The sequence below is a fragment of the Nostoc sp. CALU 1950 genome (assembly GCF_051172895.1).
Lineage (GTDB): Bacteria > Cyanobacteriota > Cyanobacteriia > Cyanobacteriales > Nostocaceae > Nostoc > Nostoc edaphicum_A.
The window spans coordinates 1-18,756 of sequence record NZ_JBDNJQ010000085.1; the positions used below are offsets into that span (position 1 = coordinate 1).

Sequence of the window (18,756 nt, forward strand, 5' to 3'; positions counted from 1 at the left end):
GCAAGATTTTAGCTCATACTGTCTGTTTCTGGCTTAATCGCCACAATTGTGACCCTCTTCAGTTCGACGATCTTGTTACAGAATATTAAGTCGCACATCGCGTAAGCATACAAAATTACATCGGCTATCTGTGCCGCACTAGTAGCTTTTTCGACATCCTTAGATGATTCATCTGGTTGATCTGAGAAGCCGGGAAGGTCTATCAGGTTGCAGGCTTGTAGCAAAGGTGAGTTAATATAGACAACAGCTGCATGAGCCGCTATATTCTCATATTCTCCATGTACTCCATATTTTTGCAAAGTATCGAAACTTCCTGCGTGTACACAATAGTTTTCACAACGTTCTTGGTTATCTAAAAGTAGTAAATCGATAATTTGTTTACCTTTTTCATCTTTTAGCCAAAAATCCTCATTAACAATCAATACATCTTCTTTGCACCATTTGGGACGGTCTTCTATATGACGGACAAATGTAATTACTCTTGTTGCTGGCTGATAACCAACTGGCAAATTTTTACTTCCCAACAAAGCGTTTGCCATGTGTGATTTACCAGCGTCAAAGCCTCCAGTCAAAACAACATTAGGCTTTTGTTTATACAGTTTAAGCTGCTGTTGGAAATCATCGGGGGTAGCTGGCGGTGTTGGTATATCTAGTTTGTCTACAGGAGGAGTAGCATCAATGTACTGATCCAGTAAATTTAGTTGGCGATAAAGTTCAGTGTATGGAGTTCCTGGATTAATTCCTTTGAGTGGTGGGATCGGTGCTGACATAGCTGTAGCGAGGTCAATACCTAATATTTGCAGCCATTTCACTAAAAGCCCCATTGGAACGGTATCAGGAGCTTGTTCATAAAGATTTATTTGTATATTAGAAATATCTAGAGAATTAGCAAGCTCTACTTGACTTATCCCTACTGTCTGACGATATCCTCTTAGATCAATATTCATTGCTGTATCTTCAATAATTTCGATAATTTTATTTATACATTTTTAGTATAAAAATATATAAATAGTCACTGGTAATTACCCGTATTATTAGAGCAGATGTTCCGAGTTAAACCAACACTGCTATAAATTAGGTATCGTGCATGTACCCAACCTGCGTAGATTTTGTTGGGATGTTTTTTAATGAACCTATAGCTTATAAAATAAGTCCAGATGGTAGCCGTACTCTACTTTACTATGGGGAGATAAAAATCAATGCAGACGACCAATACCACGTCATCCCCCGCACAAGACCGAGTGAAGAATAACTGGGAATTTACAGAAGTATGGATAGATCCAATGTTATCCCCTCCATATATTCTTTTATTGCTTTGCGATAGTGAAGATAACTGTCAAGTTTATGATCCGGCGCAGGGTTATAAAGTTGTATTTTCTAGTAATGACTATAATACAGCCAAGTTATGGTTACTAGAAGATGAGTATGAACTAATTGAAGGTAGGCTTTTAGCTGCGGAGTTAGTCTGATTTATTAGAGAGTTATGAGAAAAATTTAACTAAGTCAAATTCAACAAATATTCATCTTACTTTGTGTTGGTTTGCTCTATTAAACCAACTTATAATTAGTACACACTATGAACCAAGGAGCGGGAGCATCCACTTTCGGCGGATCTACTTTTTTAGATGAACTATATAGTAGGGTTTTTGGAGTACCAGAATTATGTTTCTTCCAAAAGTGGATGCTCCCCAAGGAGCAAAGACGTGTAGCTTAATTCATCAGATAAAAACAGAAAATTTCTGTTATTTTACCTTTCTCAACAGAAAAATTTAAACCTCCAGGGCTGGGTTCTTCAACTATGTAATTTAAATTAGTAACTTTACCATCTTGAGATATTTCAGTTTTTCCATAGGTTCTAATCACTTTTGATTGTCTGTCACCTACTTTTACTCCATCTATGGTGGAATATTTAGAGCTAGTTGCTTTGATTTGATAAACAGTAAAGTTACCTGGTTTAGCACCTTCATCTAAATCAACTGTGATGCCTGCATATTTCAGAGTACGAACTTTACCAATAGCGGCTATAAAGCCATTTTCTACTTTTACAGGTTTACCTAAAATTTTTCTGACTTGTGCCTCGGACATAGAAAGTTTCACTCCACCTATTACTAGACGTTCAATAGTTATTCCTGTTGATTGATTATTAGTATTCTGAGAAATTTGATAGTTAGTGGTGATAGCGTTTACTTGACTATGGGTGTAGCTAGTCAAGGGAATAACAAAAGTAGCGATGCCTACGGCGATCTGCGCCAACGCCAACGAAATTTCTCTTAACATAATTGCATACTCGACTATTTTATAGTTACTAAGCTGTCACATCAGCCTGTGTATCAGTTTTATCACATGCTTTCTAGCATGTCTTTATCTCCAATCAATCGACTGATTCAGAATCAGACCCGAAGTGTCTTTAAAATGGGAAAATATAAATAATCATTGGGAGGGATCAATCGTCATGAGTGTGATAGTTGCTAAGTGGACGATTGACGAATATCACCGGATGATTGACGCTGGCATTTTGAGCGATCGCAAAGTTGAACTACTTCATGGAGAAATTGTCGAAAGTAATTATTAAGTGCAAGTTTACAGAGAATTTGTGTTACTTGTTATGGAGCTATGAGCCTTCATTCGTTATTTGAACAGTGGATTGGCTAGATTGGGCTAGATAGATACCCGCTAAAACTACAGCAAAGGTTGCCCAGTCAAATAAACCTACTTGTTCTGAAAATATGAACCACGCAAAAATGGAAGCTAGGACTGGTTCTAGGAGAAGTGTGACGGCAACGACGCCTGAAGAGATTCTGCTGAGACTATAAGCCAAAAGCCCCTGACCCAATACTTGGCAAAAGAGGGCTTGGAAAATGATGAAAAACCAACCTGTCCAGGAATAGGGTAACAGTCTATCTTCAAGGAATGGGAGGACGGGTAATAGAAACATTGTTGTAACTCCACAGCGCCACAGCATGATAGTTGCGGTACTAAATCGGGTTCGGAGTTTTTCTATCAGCAGCATACACGTAGCCATGAAAACCGCAGTTAGTAACGCCAAGGCATCACCTATTATTTGGTCATTTGCAAATTGCACCTTATTAAGTTCAAATGCGATCGCTCCTCCCAAGGCTATGATTAGACCAATCACAAATCTGTGATCGAAGCGGCGACCGAATAACAGATACCCAGCTAAAGCAACGAATAAGGAGTTTAAATTAGACAGTAAAGCCACGTTGGCTACGCTAGTTTGACTCAGCGACCAAGCCCACAAGAGGAGGTAGGTTCCAGCAGAGGTTCCCATTGCCAACAATAGCCAGACTTCTTGTCCAGTAAACGGCTTCTGTTCTATAGATTGGCTATCGGACTGTTGGTAGCGGAAAGCCTCAAGTCCATTCCACAGCGCAAAGACAACTGTTGCAATCCAACTGCGATGAAATACTACAGCATTTGCACCAATTTCTTGTTGACACAATTTGGTTAGAGATGGGGCTAAAGATATGGGAATTAGAGCAAACAATAATGAGGCCGTTCCTAATAAAGCTGGTGTTTCGGAGAATTGTTGCTTTAGTAATGACAGTTTGAACGTCATACTTTTAACGAAAGTGTTAACTATATTGTTGACTGATTCCTGGAATGGGAAATGAATAGCAGCTTGGCTAGATACGGCTAAGTATAAACCTATTAAAACTACAGCGAAACCTATCCAATTTGAAAAAGTTAATTTTTCCGAAAATATTATAAGAGCGAAAATGCCGCTAAATACTGGCTCTAATAAATGCACTAAGGAGACAACCACAGAAGAAAACCTGGCAAGGCTATAGGTCAAAAGCCCATGACCAAAGACTTGGCAAATCAGGGTCAGGGAAATGACCCAAAGCCAACCACTGACTGTAGAAGGAAAAATTTGATCCTGAGTAAACAAAAGTATGGGGAAAATGACTAAAGCCGCGATCGCACAGATCCACAACTGGATTGTGTCAGGAGAAAATTTTGTTCGTAATTTTTCTACAATCAGCAGGTATGCACCCAAGAAAATCGCAGAAACGATCGCAGCCAAGCCTCCTTGAACTTCGTCTGTAGCGATTTGCAACTCTTCAAATTCAATAGCGATCGCTCCCCCAAGGGCGATGATCATACCAATGAGGAATTGCCTCTCAAAACCCTGACGAAATAATAGCCACGCCCCTAAGCTGGTAAATATGGGGGCCAGATTGTGCAACACACTAGAAATCGTGACGCTGGTTTGAGTCAGCGACCAACCCAAACAGACTAAAGTAGCTGCCCAAAGAATACCAGCACCTAGCAATAGCCATAGATCCTGACTGGTGTATGGCTGCTGTTCTACAGGATGAACTAAGGAAAATCGCTGCCGTATTACCTTGTATCCATTCCAGAACAAGAAGACCACACTAGCAAGCCAAAAGCGATTAAATACAGTGGCATTGGGGCTGAGTTCAGTTTCGCTTAATTTCATAAAAATAGAGCCAAAAGATATAGCACCTACACCTACAAATAATGAAGCGATCGCTATCTTTGTTTGATTGGATACATTCATTAGGAAATTTAAATTCAATTTTTTACCAATAAATAATTAACTAATATATAAGCAGTCAAATTCTCGGCGAAGCTAAAGGATTTACACTGTTATTAATTAAATTAACTGTTTTTTACCTTTTAACCCAGCCATTGATCTTTTCCATAATTAATCCATTGTTGCACAAGAGCGATCGCGGATACAAGAATCACAAATGATAGGTTTTTATATTTTCTTTTTCCCGGAAAACAACAATATAAATAACCTAAAGCTAGAAAAAAGAAAGGTACTGCAAATATATATCTGCCTAAACTCGCTAGGCGATTTTGTGTGAAAAATACAATTAAAGCATTTATTACTGAAAAATATACGCAGAACCAAAATAGATAATTATTTTGTAAGCTATTGGTGAATTTAGAGGTAATTATTTTCTTTTTTGTACCTCGCCAATAATTCAACATATACGCTAATACTAATAAGGGCGGGTATAATATTAAAATATCCCAAATAAATATTTTTGGAATAAATACCAATAATTTATGGTTTTTAGATTTACAATATATTACGATAAAAGAAATTATTAGAATCAGAATTGGTAGATATAAACCTAATAAATCAAACAAGGGAGATTTAGGTAAAAATAGTAAGTCTAAATTTAATCCTAATGTTTTACCCCATTGTTTTTGATCGTGGAATGGCGCGAAAAAGTCTCCTCGTGATTGGAGACATGAAAATCCATAAATAGAATATCCAAATATCGCTGAAATGGATATTGTAATCGTTCGGAAAAGATTACTTTTACTTGTTTGTTTTGTTAACAGAAATATTGTTATTAATGAGAAGAAGCAAGCGAAAATAATCTGAACTAATACTGGACGAGTTAAAGCCATTAAAATGCTAATAACCGATAACAGTATTAATTTGATTTTTTCATTTAATTTGTTTTCAGGTAAAAGCAGCCAGATTAAAAAAGTTCCCAGTAGAGAAAACAAGCTTTCTGTATAGCCTATAACGCGAAAAATTGCCATAGGGTTAACGGTGTAAGCAAGGGTAATTGTTAATGCCAAAAGTTGATTTTTTAAAGCCTTTTTAAATACCCAAAATACTAAAGGAGTAGATATGCAAAAAATTGCTGTAGCTGTAATTTTAAAATAATTTGCATATTGTTCTAGATTTTGGGGATGAAATAGGTGAGTAATTATAAAACCCCAAAGAGGATAAAAAGCAGTACAAGTATTTTGCAAAGCCATATTTGCATAAAGTCCTATATCCCAGTAGTAACTTTTATGTGGTAATTGAGGGGGAGTTATACGGGGTAACTGAGTGGGAGAAAAGAACTTATAAAAAGTATCTGGGAAAATTAGCATCCCCACAATAGCGCAAAAAATAAAAGCACTATAAATAGTTATATAAGGCGTTAAATATTTGGGAAAACTTACTTTTTTCATTTGGCTATTTTATCCTTATCTTTATTTGAATTAATATATTATTGAATCAACTAATTAATTAAAACCTCTAAAGTAAATAGGTAAGAATAAATCAAACTAGATTATGTAATGTAAAATTAATGAAATTCATTCTTAGCAAACTGCTCCAGCACTTTTACAAGTTCTAGAGCAGCTTACTACAAACCGACTGGGAAAATTTATCGTTGGGATAAGGCAGAATGGAAGAGAGTTTTTACCTAGTTCATCTTTCTTTACGTTATTAGGTTTTATTGTGCCTACCTACTAACCAACCCAGCGCTCTTGGGCAAATCCTACAGCTATTTTGGCTAGTAGTGTCACAAAAACGCCTAGTATTAAATATCCCTGGCGAGGATGGCGAGATAGCAGCACACCAATGGCTATATTTAAAGGCACAATACCATAGGCGAGACGGCTCAAGGAAATAGTGCCTCCAGAGGCTAGCAGCAAACCAATACCACAAAAGCCATAAATAACTGTAACTGGGGTCAGTTGCGTGCGTAAGCACCACAACACATAGCCACCACCTAAGACCATAGTTAGGTTGAGCAAGTTATTAATCCACTGTTCGCTTGCCAGAATCAACAAAAATAAAATTAAAGTATAAAAGCCATAGAATAATTTCACAGAACGAAAATGTTGACGGAAGTGCCATAAAAGATAGCCACTGACAACAATCACCCCAAACAACAAGAGATACCAAGGGTCTTGAATACCGCCAGAGGAGTTATGAACCCAACCAAATTGCCAATTTTTTCTGCCAACTGCAATTTGCATGAGCATATTTAACCAACCCTGCCAATCAAACCCAAAGGAAGGTCGCCATCCCCTTTGTGCTTCGATAAAAGCTAGAGGGTTGCCAAAATAAATCGCACAATACAAGCTGAATAGAAGTATGCCAATAGCGGTTGTAAAACTTGCTATGTAAGCTATGGGTGGTCGGCGTTCTTTCCACGATGCGATCGCCAATGCTGGAATTAGTGCCATACCTGTAGGACGTGTTGCTGTCGCCATCGCCCCCCAAAGGGCAATCCAGCCATACTGTTTTTGATCAAATGCCCGCAAAGTCGCCGTACTCAAAAACAAATACAGGCCCTCTGTGTAAATCACCCCCGTAAACATAGACGATGGATACAAAGAAACCACAGCAGTCACCCATTGCGCTGCATTGATGTCATAATGCTCCTTAACCCAAAAGTACAAACAGTAAAGCGCTGCGAAAAATGCCAAGTTGTTGACTAACGTGCCTGCTAATTCAAACGGTAAGCCCAACTTCATCAAAACCCAGATACTTAAGGGAAATAGGGGAAAGAAAGCAAGATTGTGTTGCTTGCCGTCATTTATAAATTCATAGCCAGAAGTAGCGATCGCTCGATAATGCATACTATCCCATGCATCAAAAACCCCCCAGCCAAAACGGGGCAAAAATTCTTCTGCTGGTAACGGTAGTTTTGGCGCAACCAGCAACATAACAGTCCAGATGAATATTCGACTGGCAAACCATATTGCTGCTGGAAATAGGAAATCATTTTTCCATAAAACTTTTTTTATAACTATCTGAACTTTGACCATAAGGTTGAGTGCTTCAACAAACTCCTTTATATATCCTTTTACCTATGGCTGTAACACAGCGATTTATGAGTAACATATTGCATATTAAATCCTCCATCAAAATAATTAACAAACTCGACAGATTAAAAATTACTTAAAAGTGTTCCCTACTTGGTTACTTTTGCCAATTTTGTCGGAATTTATCTTTAAAAATATAGTATTTATAAATACAAATTTTGTCTAGATATATGAAAATTTGTCATTTGTCATTTGTCAAGAGTCATTAGCTAGTTAGTGATTCTCTCCCTTGTCCCCCTCATCTCCCCACTCCCTCTCTTGGAGTCAGTGTATCGATTATAGTGATTGCTGTTATTAAAGAGTCCCCAGCAATTTATAGTGGGAGTTGTCTGTAAATCCTTAAGCAATTGTGAAAGCGATTACTCTTGTTGGTTCCACTGGTTCTATTGGTACTCAGACTTTAGATATTGTCACTCAGTACCCAGATCAGTTTCGGATTGTGGGATTGGCAGCTGGGAGCAATGTCGAAATGTTGGCTGCCCAAATTCGGCAGTTTCGACCGGAAATAGCAGCCATTTGCTCAGAAGCTAAATTACCAGCCCTCAAAGAAGCTATCATTGACCTCAATCCTCAACCGATTCTACTGGCAGGTGATGCCGGAGTGATAGAAGTTGCCCGTTACGGCGATTCCCAAACCGTTGTCACTGGGATCGTTGGTTGTGCTGGTTTGCTACCCACGATCGCAGCTATTGAAGCTGGTAAAGATATTGCCTTAGCAAATAAAGAAACCCTGATTGCTGGGGCCCCTGTGGTTCTACCCCTAGTCGAAAAACATGGTGTAAAATTACTCCCAGCCGACTCCGAACATTCCGCAATCTTTCAATGCCTCCAAGGTGTGCCCAAAGATGGCTTGCGGAAAATTTTGCTCACTGCATCTGGTGGGGCTTTCCGCGACTGGGATGTAGAAAGGTTAGCAGATGTAACTGTTGCTGACGCTCTCAAACATCCTAATTGGTCGATGGGACGGAAAATCACAGTAGACTCTGCTACTTTGATGAATAAAGGACTGGAAGTAATTGAGGCTCACTTTCTGTTTGGGTTGGATTATGACAATATCGAAATTGTCATTCATCCCCAGAGCATCATTCACTCACTGATTGAATTGCAAGATACTTCGGTTTTAGCTCAACTCGGTTGGCCAGATATGCGCTTACCTTTGCTGTATGCTCTATCTTGGCCCGATCGCATCTACACCAACTGGGAACGACTAGATTTAGTCAAAGCTGGAAATTTAACCTTCCGTGAACCAGATCACCAAAAGTATCCTTGTATGCAGTTGGCTTACGCTGTGGGTAAAGCTGGTGGTTCCATGCCAGCGGTGTTGAATGCTGCCAATGAGCAAGCTGTGGCTTTATTTTTAGATGAAAAAATTCGGTTTTTAGATATTCCTCGGTGTATCGAGTGGGTGTGCGATCGCCATCAAAATGATAACCGTGCAAATCCCACTTTAGATGACATTTTGGCAGCAGATAAATGGGCAAGACAAGAAGTTTTAACAGCGACTGAAAAGTTAGAAACTCAATCGCGGATAATTTCTTTGCGATAAAATTCTTGACTCAGATACCCAAAAGAGAGATTTTTTGGCTCTTGATCAATTCTTGTTTAGCCTTCAGCCTAATACTGAAGGCTGACACTTAAATTCAGTTGCGGTCAGTAATATGATGTCTGCCAAATCACCTATAATGAGCAGTTTGTAGTGGGGATTTTAGTCCTGATTAAAAGCAGACGTTTTTTATTTAGTTTGATTAACCGGACATGATATAACTTCTATAACTACATTTTTGTCCATCTACTAACATCTCTGGCTCTATTCTTTGCCTGAGAAAGCTATTGATTAGCTGGAGACATTTGTCTTAGGCTTTTGTAATAACAAAACAATTCCTAAAACCGGAAGAATTAAACCGATTAAGAGCATTATTTTAAACCACGTTTTATCTATTATGGTCGATCCTGATAAATATACGCCAACTGTTGTATGAATAATAACAAAAGCATACCAACTATAGATAGAAATTGTAATCCATTTTGCCCACATCTTTTCTTTAAATATTCCAACTATTGTGGCAACCACGACTAAAGCAACGATCGCCACAAAAAATATTGTTGTAAAAGATATTTCATTACCAGCAGCATTATTTTGAAATATCATAATCCAAATTATTGCATTAACTGCACAACTTAAGGCAACTAAACCTAAGTATGCGATGCTGTACAGCTTTGCAACTTTCGTATAAATTTTTGTTACCATACACTTTACTCTCAGCCTTTTGATTGTCAAAAATCAAATAGCGTTAATGTATCCTTCCAAAATATAACTTTTGTATACTGTAACTTTTTATACAAAATATCAAGAGGATATTTTTTAATAATTCTGCCAAATTGCCAAATAAATTGCCTATTCTCTGAATCATAGCCTCATTTTCAGGTAATATAGCATTGCTACTGTTAGATACAAAATCTTAGCTTTAGTATCTATTTAAAACTAGGTTTAGTAGCTTTAGCACTAGTAATTTTTACTTAAAATAAAAATTTACCCTTTCTGAATAAACCCACTATCAGACAAGGGCGATTATTAAGGAATTAATATATATGATTGCTATGTTGATTGTAGCTTGGATTGTCTTCATAATAGTATGGAAGTTGCTGAAAGCAACCGTAAGCAATGCATTGACTCTTGCGGCAATCCTTATTTTATTAAATATTAGTTTTGGTATTACTCCACAAGATATTTGGCAATACATAACCCAGTTTGCTCAAAATCTGTCGCAGATCCAAATTGGCAAGTAAAAAAATACTTCACTTTTGCTAATAAAAAGTGAAGTATAAATCCAATGTTCCTGTAATATTTACAGCCTTTGTTGTTCAATTATTATTTAATACTGAAATTTTAGCCAATGCATCCTTAACACTTGCTGGTAACTGACGCATAATCTTACCTCTTTCACGATCTAAAGCGACTAAAGTAACTTTGGCAGTGACGTACAATTGTTGTCCATCAGTGGAGACAATGGCATAATCCCAATTGATTCGGACACCAGTCACCTCAGCCATCCGCGTTTTTACCAATACTGCCATACCCAATTGAATTGAACGGTGATAGCGCACCGACAGTTCTACAACTGGTAAATCGCAACCGATAACGACTAAATCAGCAAATTCAATTCCTATAGATCGCAAGCATTCAATCCGTGCTTCTTCCATCCAAGCTAGATAAGAACCGTGCCAAACAATACCTGCATAATCAGTGTGATGGGGTTGCACTCTCACAGGATATTCAAACCAATTCCCAAATTCATGATTTGATGGATTGTCAAGAGCGCTAGTTGGCGGTAGTTTTGGTTGACTGGGTTTTTCTTCTGACATCTTCAAATTTCTCAGTACCTATAAATTTTCCAAATTATTGAATAGCATAAAAATTAATTGCGTTGCTGCACTTATTGATTTAATATTTACCTTCCGAGTATAGGGAGTGTTTTGTTATGCAGCCTAATCTCCAGTATGTGAGTGTTGTTACTTTGACTCTACTTAGTTTACTAGGTTTTGGGATGGTATATCCAGACAATAACCAGGTAAGCCAAAATGCAAGGTTGAGGTACAAATCTGGAGAAAAAGCTCAAGCTTTACCCACGAGTAATCAAATATCAGAAATTGCAAGGCTCAATCAAGAAGCTATCAAAGAATCTCGCCAAGGTAAATCGCAAGAAGCATTGCAGAGATTACATAAAGCATTAGCCATCAGCAGAGAACTTGGAGAACGCTCTTGGGAAGCAGTAACATTTAATAATATCGGCAGAATCTACCAAATTCAAAAAAAGTATCCAGAAGCACTTCAATCCTATCAGCAAGCCATATTAATTAACAAAGAACTTGGGGATCTCGTTCGACTTGGCAAAACCTACAGTAACATTGGTTATTTATTCGATATCCAAAATCAACCAGAGTTAGCAATTTTTTTCTACAAGCATTGCTTGATTAATCGTGAAAAAGCTCGCTTGAATCCATCAGCACTTAGCGCAGCACAACCAGATGCTTACAGCATAACCGTTAGCCAGACGTATCGCATTTTGGGTGAAAGATTGCTCAAACAGGAACGTGTTGCGGAAGCACAAAGGACAATGGATTTACTCAAAGTTGAAGAACTAGAAGAATATCTTCAGAATGTGTCAGGGAATCAACGTACTGTCAAAGGTATTAATATAGCGGCAACAGAAAAACCCATTAAACAAAAGTTGGATCAAAGCGTGGATAATGCTGTTGTGCTGGGTAAGGAACTGACAACATTACGGAAAATTCTCCCCAAAGAGCGATCGCTCGAACAGAAACAACGTATCGAGCAATTAGTCTTAAATCAACAGCAACTTTTAAATGGATTTAACGAATTTATTAATAGTCCTTCAGTGAAAGCACAGGTAGAGCAAATTAGCCTTACAGCTAGGCGGCAAAATTTGGAATTGGAGAATCTCAACGAACTTCGGGATAATTTGGCGCGATTACCTCAAAAATCGGCACTACTCTACCCACTGATTTTAAAAGATAGTTTGGAATTGGTATTGGTAACTCCTGAATCTCCACCAATTCATCGTACCGTTCCTGTAAAACGCGAAAACCTCCATCAAACAATTGGTGCTTTCCGCCAAGCTTTAATTAATCCCAGTCGAAATATCAAAGCACCTGCACGCCAATTGTATGACTGGCTAATTAAACCGATAGAAAAAGACCTGAAGCTATCAGGTACACAAACTCTGATTTACGCTCCAGATGATCAATTACGCTACATTCCTTTAACTGCTTTATATGATGGCAAACAATGGCTAGTGCAGCGCTTCAATGTGAATCACATTACATCCGCCAGCCTGACTAACTTAAATACCCCACAACAATCGACTTTGCGGGTTTTAGCCGGTGCTTTTACTAAAGGTAATTATCAAATCAAAGTTGGGAATCGACAGGTTGCTTTTGCTGGCTTACCCTTTGCAACGCGAGAGGTGGAAAGTCTAGCAGCTGCGGTTCCTGAAACTACGAAGCTTTTAGACGATGCCTTTACTCCTAGAGTCGCTGTACCCCAAATGGATGATTATACAATTGTCCATTTAGCGACTCATGCAGCCTTTGTGGTGGGTAAACCAGAAGATTCATTTATTTTATTCGGGAATGGCGATCGCGTAAATTTTAGAAATGTCGCTACTTGGTCACTCCCCAATGTCGATTTGGTAGTGTTGAGCGCCTGTGAAACCGGCTTGGGAGGCAAGTTAGGTAATGGTGAGGAAATTTTGGGCTTTGGCTATCAGATGCAACAAACCGGCGCTAGAGCCGCGATCGCCTCTTTGTGGTCTGTGGATGATGGTGGCACGCAAGCACTTATGAGTGCTTTTTATGGTGTCCTCTCGACTAATAAATTTAGTAAAACTGAAGCTTTACGACAAGCTCAAGTCTCATTAATTACTGGAGACTGGAAGGCAATAAGTCACAATGCACCCGTAGCAGCGGTTAATAACTTTAGTCATCCATACTATTGGGCACCCTTTATTTTGATTGGCAATGGACTTTAGGTGTTTATAGTTCCTCACCTGTGCCAAAGGATGACTTTCTCTTTTAACACCTTCCAGCTAAAGGCTAAAAATCCGGCTCGTGAGGTTATGGCAGATACAAAAATATGCGATGGGCCAACCACGAGCCAATCACCTAATGGTAATGAGGAATAGTAAGAGCGATCGCTAACTAAGCCACCATACCGATTACCAGTTACTAATAATCAATTTTGAATTTGCCATCAAGCCTTAGAACCTTAATACTTCTTAGCAAGAGTTTTAGAGCCTGTATCAGTTTGCATAGATTGCTTGACAAGATTAGCCAGTTCATCTAATTGGCTAATTGCTTCTGCACCTTCTAGCTTCATTAATTCGCGGTCATCCCGCATTTCTGTCCAAGTAATCCCATAATCGGACACTAAAAACCGAATTAGATGGTTATCACCCAAGCTAACCATAAACGATGCACTATTCATTTGGTCGCCACAGGTGTAGCAGGACGCAGGATACCCGCGCCGCTCTAAAACAACCGCCAAGGCTTGCAGGTTCATTACCAAGTCTTGGACGAATTGTCGATGTTGATGTGCTAGTCTCAGAAACACTTTTGTCCTCCAGACACCACAGTCGTTTGAGTTTCTTTTATATTTTCTTTAGATTTTCTCATCCACTGGTATTGTAAACTATTCAATACAATTACTAGACAGATGATATTGAGTCGTTAATTGACTACCTTGTTTAGGGTAGTGTATCGGGGTTTTGAGGGCCGTATCAAACTATTCAGTTTGCAAATACAAAATCTCGGACAGAATTGCTAAATTTAACCATATCTTTATACACTTCTGTCAGGGTAGATTCTTGCAAGAAACGATCCGCTTTAAGAGTAACTTAAATCTAGCACTAGTCAACTACAGAAAAGCTACATATTTCGTCTTTATTGGCTACGTGCAGCCCAATTTACCGTTAGTAGATGCTATGACGTAGTTTTGCATCGTTATAGTTAGTTTTGTTTAGATGTTTAATCTATTCTCTTCCTAACGTAAATTTTGGTATGGACAAATGATTCGGTATACCAAATTCGTTTCTCCTGTACGTATAAAGTTGAGCAAATGACAATGTGAATTTGAAATTAAGTACTTAAAACTAGAAAATCGTGCTTAATACTACTTTGTTACGTGTTTTATAGACAAGTGTGAGTGTAAGCTCCAGGATGGATTAACTCAACACTGACAATACCTAAACTCAGCAGAGTTATGTTGCCATTTAGGCAATATTTATAACTATTTTGGGATTATCCTCAAAAAGTTGTATTAACCAAAGTATGAGAGTTTGTAAAGATTCTTATCTTAATTTAGTTTTGCCAAATTTGACGCAATATATAATATATTTTGATTGATTATTCAATTTGAATAATTGTTTAATATTAAACACTAGATTAACTAATTCGTAATTCTTGGCAAAGAATCATACCAAATTGTCAAATTAGCGGTTTTTACCTGTTTGGGTATAAATCTTCAACTAATTCAATTGCAAAATATTTGAAAAATCCCACCCCTAAAAGGGGTGAGAGTATTAGTAGACTACTTGCCACCAACCAAAAGCTGGGCCGATAAAACGGATAGTTGCCCATCCTACGACCATAAGACCAATGCCTATCCAGGCACCACGAGTAGTCCACGTGACAAATTGTTCGCCTTGAGTTTTTGTGATCGGAACCCAAGACAAGATGCGAGTATCTTGACCGTATGTTTCTCCCAGTGTGCTTTTACGACGCTTTGCTTCACCCATAATCAGCAACTCAAATTCTATTTAGGTTCTAAATTTATTTTGCCAGGAATCATGGCTATAGAAAGGCGATAAATTACATCACCTTCTATAAGCTGATAATAGTGCTTGCTTTTAGACGATCGCACTTTGGTTGACAAAATTTAAATTGGGCATTGGGCATTGATAACTGAACTTTAGGCGGAATTTTCCTCATCTGTATTGGAAAACAGACTGGGATCAAGATAGTTAATGCGTGCTAAAGGACTTAAGGCAGCGAGAATTTGAGCACCGTAGCTACGGTTAACTACACGACTATCAAGCAAAGCTACGATCCCTTGACTTTCTCGGACTGGAGCGATCGCTCTTTGTAATTCATTCAAAGCAGCTGGCAACAAGTATAAACGAAACCAATCTTGATGCGATCGCTTATAAAGAGCTACCCTACCAGCTACCAGGGGATTTTCCAAAGATGGTAGGGGCAAAGTAGCAATGATTAATAGATGGGGTGCTGGTAAGACTCGTTGATGTTCTCGCCAAAATTCCCAACCGCTAACCAAAATACCATTCTCATCCAAACAAGTTTTTTCTACTTGCACCCGCGAACCAAACTCTGAAGCCAGAATTGTCGCAACTTGAGACTTTAGTGGTACATCTCCAACCAAAACAACTGTCAATCCTGGTGCTGTAGCACTTAGACAAACCAGTGTGCGGACTTTGTGAATAAATGCCGCTTGAAATTCTGGTGTGTTAGGTAGAGGCAATTTATAGGGTACATACAGTTGAATTGCTTCCGCTTGACTCTCCGAAGAGAACTTTAGACAAGTTAAATCATCCAAACCCAGGCGCTGTCGGAAAAGAGGAGCCTCAGTTTCCGGCTCGATCGCGCTGCCAATTAAAACTACTGGTTGTCGCTGCCAAATAGGCGAGAGTATTTCCCCTAATTCCATTGGGGCGTAATGCAAAGAAAATAAACCTTGTCGATGGGCAATAGTCGCCCAGAAGAGGGCAGGGGAGGCAGGGGAAGCAGGGGAGGCAGGGGGGGAAAGATTTTCAGCAAGGCTTTGAAATTGCTGCCAGAAATTTTTCCAATTATCTGGCAGGTTGGCTTGATCTAAAGCCAAATACAGACGACTCAAAATTTCTATTTCTGGCTGGGAAATTAGATAGCACTGATATGGATTTGCAGGATGCTGAAAAAGTTCGTGTGTCAGTTCTATCCGTGCTTCGCGAATTGCCTCAGCTTGGTTTGGGCAAGCCAGCATGAGTTGATCCCAATCATGAGGTTGAATATCTTGGGTAAGCTGATGACGCACCCAATCTTCGAGATCATCTACCCCATCAATAATTGTAGGAATGCCTTGAGGAAAGCGATCGCCACCAGCAAATTGTCCTGTTAACCAAGCTTCTGGGGAGGTCAGCAGTAGCCCTTGGAACTCAGCACTAGGCCAAGCGTCACCTGTTCTAATCGATTTATTAGCTGGTAGCCACTGCTGTAGACGGGGAATTTCCACTCGCAGCAGAAGTTGCTGCACCGCTTCTTGAGCAACAATAATTACAGGGCCATGCCACATTAGGGCTGATGCTACGAAACTAGTACGATACCGCCCTTGATAGCCACAAACCGCCCCGACTTGAATTAGGGCGCTACGTCCCAGGCGCAAGGCGCGTGCTACCAACCGTGCCATCGTCAAATGATGGGGCCAGGAAGGGAACCCCGCTTGCGATCGCAAAAAGTTATGTAGTGACAAATGAACTTCTGCCTCAATCACACGCTTTTAATTCCATACAAAGTGACTTTTACTTCCAATTGCCCCACTTCTATTATCTTGTCATTTGTCCTTTGTCCTTTGTTCTTTGTCATTGATCCAAAACTAATGACCAATGACCAATGACTAATGACTAATGATCAATCACCAATACCCTGAATTATGCCAACTTACACAGGAATTTCCAGCGAAGCCTTCAGGCATCCACTAGATCGCCAAGCCGAGCAAGCTTTACGAAATTTACCGGGATTTGATTTAATCGCTCGTAAATTTGTGGAATTTATCTACGAACGCCCTCAATTAGTCTATCTAATGGGTAACACCATCCAAGTCGGGCCGCGTCAATATTCCACTATTTACCAAATGTTTCGGGAATGCGTCCGAGATTTGGACATTTACCCAGAACCTACACTGTTTGTCTCGCAAAATCCCCAAGCAAATAGCTATGCACTGGGGCAAGAAAATCCTTACATAGTCATAAATACAGGGATACTAGACTTACTAGATGAAGCCGAGATTCGGGTGGTGTTAGCCCATGAACTGGGGCATATTAAATGTGGTCATACTATTTTAATTCAAATGGCGATGTGGGCGATGAGTGCTGCTTCCGCCTTGGGTGAATTGACCTTCGGCCTCGGTAATATTGTCACACAAGGCTTAATTTATGCTTTTTTTGAGTGGCGGCGGAAAGCGGAGTTATCGTCAGATCGTGCCGCACTACTAGTTGTGGATGACTTGAATCCTGTAATGTTAACGATGATGAAACTCTCTGGCGGTAGTCACAAATATGCCAATGAGTGTAGTTTACAAGAATTTATCAAGCAGTCAGAAAATTATCAGGCACTTGATGAAGATGGACTGAATCAGATATATAAATTCTTGATCTACAATGGCGCTCAGGGTACGATGTTGAGCCATCCTTTCCCTGTCGAACGCTTGCATTATTTACGGGCGTGGGCAGTATCCGAAGAATATCAGCAAATCCGCCGAGGAAATTATCAGCGATCGCCTGCTTCAGGAGCAGTTAATGTTCCAGCAGAATCTTCCGAAAATCAAACAGAAACTTTACGCCGTCAAATTGAAGAATTACAACGAGAAATCGACAGAATCAGAAGGAATCAGTAGTTTTTAGTACTAAAGGTGGATTTAAATCCCCGACTTCTTTGAGAAGTCGGGGATCTAGGTAGTTCACAAATACTTAGAAAATAACCAGATAATTACTCCAGTTCCCAATACACAAATAATTCCCGCCAAACCAGCTAGGGGTTTTTTATTCTTACCTGTAAACCAATCAGAGGCTTTACCTGTGTAATTAATTAATTCTGCTGTATCTAGAGTAGCGATCGCCCATACCCATCCCGCGTGCAATCCCCAAGCTAAACCCAAATTACCGCTCGCGGCAAAGCGTGCCAACACCAGCACCATTCCCATCAGCCACAATCCAGGGAGTTGTGGTGCTGTTTCGCTTTGCTCCCAAACCAAATGTAGCAAAGCAAAAATCAAGCTAGAAATTGCTGCTGCTACCCAAACTGGGTAATCCTGCGCTAATTCAGTGAACAGGAAACCGCGAAAAACTAACTCTTCTATCCCACCGACTAACAACGCTATCAAGAAAATCGGTAGCAAGATGGGTAGTAGTAACTTGAAATTCGTCTTTTCAAAAGAACACCAACCTAACCAGAATTGCCCACTAAATACAATAGCTAGGCTCACCACTCCCAAACTGAAACCTAGTGCTAAAGAACCAAGAGTTGGAAGATTGCCAACAAAACCGTAATCTGAAAAAGATTTATTAGTCAGCAAAACAACTCCCCAGAGAATCAGGGGAGCTAATAGGTAAAGTGACACCAATAACGGCATCTTTTGCTCTGGCTGCAAAGGTTTAAAGGGTTGCCAATTAAGCAATATTGCTGATACTGCTGCTACTGGCAACCAGCTAACTATCCAGCAAACAAAAAATGCCATCACTATAAATAGTGCTGGTGCATTTTCCATGAATGCTAGTAAGGCATTGACCGAAGGATCAAATAAAGTTATCAAAATAAACAAAAAAAACACGATAGACTCCTTGCATTATAGAT

16 protein-coding genes and 2 pseudogenes are annotated in these 18,756 nt (G+C 39.4%); 7 read left to right on the forward strand and 11 right to left on the reverse strand.

Annotated elements, in window-relative coordinates; all coding sequences use genetic code 11:
• Positions 1 to 167: 167 nt before the first annotated feature.
• Positions 168 to 947: pseudogene (locus ABF638_RS21830) on the reverse strand (dynamin family protein); the annotation flags it as partial.
• 170 nt (positions 948 to 1,117) lie between these two features.
• Here ABF638_RS21830 and ABF638_RS21835 point away from each other — a divergent pair.
• Positions 1,118 to 1,252, forward strand: a complete 135-nt coding sequence (locus ABF638_RS21835) for a DUF6972 family protein (protein WP_435025099.1) — start codon at positions 1,118 to 1,120, stop codon at positions 1,250 to 1,252.
• The gene (locus tag ABF638_RS21840; protein ID WP_435025079.1) at positions 1,200 to 1,469 is read left to right on the forward strand and encodes a hypothetical protein; all 270 of its coding nucleotides are present in this window, start codon (positions 1,200 to 1,202) and stop codon (positions 1,467 to 1,469) included. The genes ABF638_RS21835 and ABF638_RS21840 overlap by 53 nt, the downstream gene beginning before the upstream one ends.
• A 241-nt stretch (positions 1,470 to 1,710) precedes the next feature.
• Here ABF638_RS21840 and ABF638_RS21845 read toward each other — a convergent pair whose 3' ends face one another.
• Positions 1,711 to 2,277, reverse strand: coding sequence for a hypothetical protein (locus ABF638_RS21845; protein ID WP_435025080.1), 567 nt, complete (start codon positions 2,275 to 2,277; stop codon positions 1,711 to 1,713).
• Positions 2,278 to 2,452: 175 nt separating this feature from the next.
• On the opposite strand from ABF638_RS21845, the pseudogene ABF638_RS21850 reads away from it, so the two are divergent.
• Positions 2,453 to 2,560: pseudogene (locus tag ABF638_RS21850) on the forward strand (Uma2 family endonuclease); the annotation flags it as partial.
• A gap of 51 nt (positions 2,561 to 2,611) precedes the next feature.
• Here the strand turns inward: ABF638_RS21850 and ABF638_RS21855 are convergent.
• The 3 genes from ABF638_RS21855 to ABF638_RS21865 all read right to left on the reverse strand — a co-directional run bounded on the left by ABF638_RS21855 (position 2,612) and on the right by ABF638_RS21865 (position 7,560).
• Entirely contained in the window at positions 2,612 to 4,543 is a 1,932-nt protein-coding gene (locus tag ABF638_RS21855; RefSeq protein ID WP_435025081.1) for a DMT family transporter, read from the reverse strand.
• A gap of 119 nt (positions 4,544 to 4,662) precedes the next feature.
• On the reverse strand, positions 4,663 to 5,970 hold the full coding sequence (locus tag ABF638_RS21860) for a mannosyltransferase (protein ID WP_435025082.1): 1,308 nt from the start codon (positions 5,968 to 5,970) through the stop codon (positions 4,663 to 4,665).
• A 282-nt stretch (positions 5,971 to 6,252) separates the two neighbouring features.
• Positions 6,253 to 7,560: a mannosyltransferase family protein gene (locus tag ABF638_RS21865; RefSeq protein ID WP_435025083.1), complete on the reverse strand. Its 1,308-nt coding sequence runs from the start codon at positions 7,558 to 7,560 to the stop codon at positions 6,253 to 6,255.
• A 406-nt stretch (positions 7,561 to 7,966) separates the two neighbouring features.
• On the opposite strand from ABF638_RS21865, the gene dxr reads away from it, so the two are divergent.
• Positions 7,967 to 9,163: a 1-deoxy-D-xylulose-5-phosphate reductoisomerase gene (gene dxr, locus ABF638_RS21870; protein ID WP_435025084.1), complete on the forward strand. Its 1,197-nt coding sequence runs from the start codon at positions 7,967 to 7,969 to the stop codon at positions 9,161 to 9,163.
• Between the two features lie 288 nt (positions 9,164 to 9,451).
• Here the strand turns inward: dxr and ABF638_RS21875 are convergent, their stop codons facing one another.
• The gene (locus ABF638_RS21875; protein WP_435025085.1) at positions 9,452 to 9,865 is read right to left on the reverse strand and encodes a hypothetical protein; all 414 of its coding nucleotides are present in this window, start codon (positions 9,863 to 9,865) and stop codon (positions 9,452 to 9,454) included.
• A 341-nt stretch (positions 9,866 to 10,206) separates the two neighbouring features.
• Between ABF638_RS21875 and ABF638_RS21880 the strand changes: the two genes are divergently transcribed.
• Positions 10,207 to 10,404, forward strand: coding sequence for a hypothetical protein (locus ABF638_RS21880; protein ID WP_069074031.1), 198 nt, complete (start codon positions 10,207 to 10,209; stop codon positions 10,402 to 10,404).
• A 75-nt stretch (positions 10,405 to 10,479) separates the two neighbouring features.
• Here ABF638_RS21880 and ABF638_RS21885 read toward each other — a convergent pair whose 3' ends face one another.
• Complete coding sequence (locus tag ABF638_RS21885; protein WP_435025086.1) at positions 10,480 to 10,980, reverse strand: acyl-CoA thioesterase; 501 nt, start codon at positions 10,978 to 10,980, stop codon at positions 10,480 to 10,482.
• Between the two features lie 116 nt (positions 10,981 to 11,096).
• On the opposite strand from ABF638_RS21885, the gene ABF638_RS21890 reads away from it, so the two are divergent.
• Positions 11,097 to 13,166 carry a CHAT domain-containing protein gene (locus ABF638_RS21890; protein ID WP_435025087.1) on the forward strand — a complete coding sequence of 690 codons (2,070 nt, stop codon included), beginning with the start codon at positions 11,097 to 11,099 and terminating at the stop codon, positions 13,164 to 13,166.
• 236 nt (positions 13,167 to 13,402) lie between these two features.
• Here ABF638_RS21890 and ABF638_RS21895 read toward each other — a convergent pair whose 3' ends face one another.
• The 3 genes from ABF638_RS21895 to ABF638_RS21905 form a co-directional block, all read right to left on the reverse strand.
• Positions 13,403 to 13,747 carry a DUF1815 family protein gene (locus ABF638_RS21895; RefSeq protein ID WP_069074034.1) on the reverse strand — a complete coding sequence of 115 codons (345 nt, stop codon included), beginning with the start codon at positions 13,745 to 13,747 and terminating at the stop codon, positions 13,403 to 13,405.
• Positions 13,748 to 14,714: 967 nt separating this feature from the next.
• On the reverse strand, positions 14,715 to 14,930 hold the full coding sequence (locus ABF638_RS21900; RefSeq protein ID WP_069074035.1) for a DUF2839 domain-containing protein: 216 nt from the start codon (positions 14,928 to 14,930) through the stop codon (positions 14,715 to 14,717).
• Between the two features lie 173 nt (positions 14,931 to 15,103).
• A complete protein-coding gene (locus ABF638_RS21905) occupies positions 15,104 to 16,678 on the reverse strand; it encodes a helicase C-terminal domain-containing protein (RefSeq protein ID WP_435025088.1) in 1,575 nt (524 codons plus the stop codon).
• Positions 16,679 to 16,837: 159 nt separating this feature from the next.
• Here ABF638_RS21905 and ABF638_RS21910 point away from each other — a divergent pair, with 159 nt between their 5' ends.
• Positions 16,838 to 17,800, forward strand: a complete 963-nt coding sequence (locus ABF638_RS21910) for a M48 family metallopeptidase (RefSeq protein ID WP_435025089.1) — start codon at positions 16,838 to 16,840, stop codon at positions 17,798 to 17,800.
• 63 nt (positions 17,801 to 17,863) lie between these two features.
• Here the strand turns inward: ABF638_RS21910 and ABF638_RS21915 are convergent, their stop codons facing one another.
• Entirely contained in the window at positions 17,864 to 18,733 is an 870-nt protein-coding gene (locus ABF638_RS21915) for a CPBP family intramembrane glutamic endopeptidase (RefSeq protein WP_435025090.1), read from the reverse strand.
• Positions 18,734 to 18,756 lie beyond the last annotated feature (23 nt).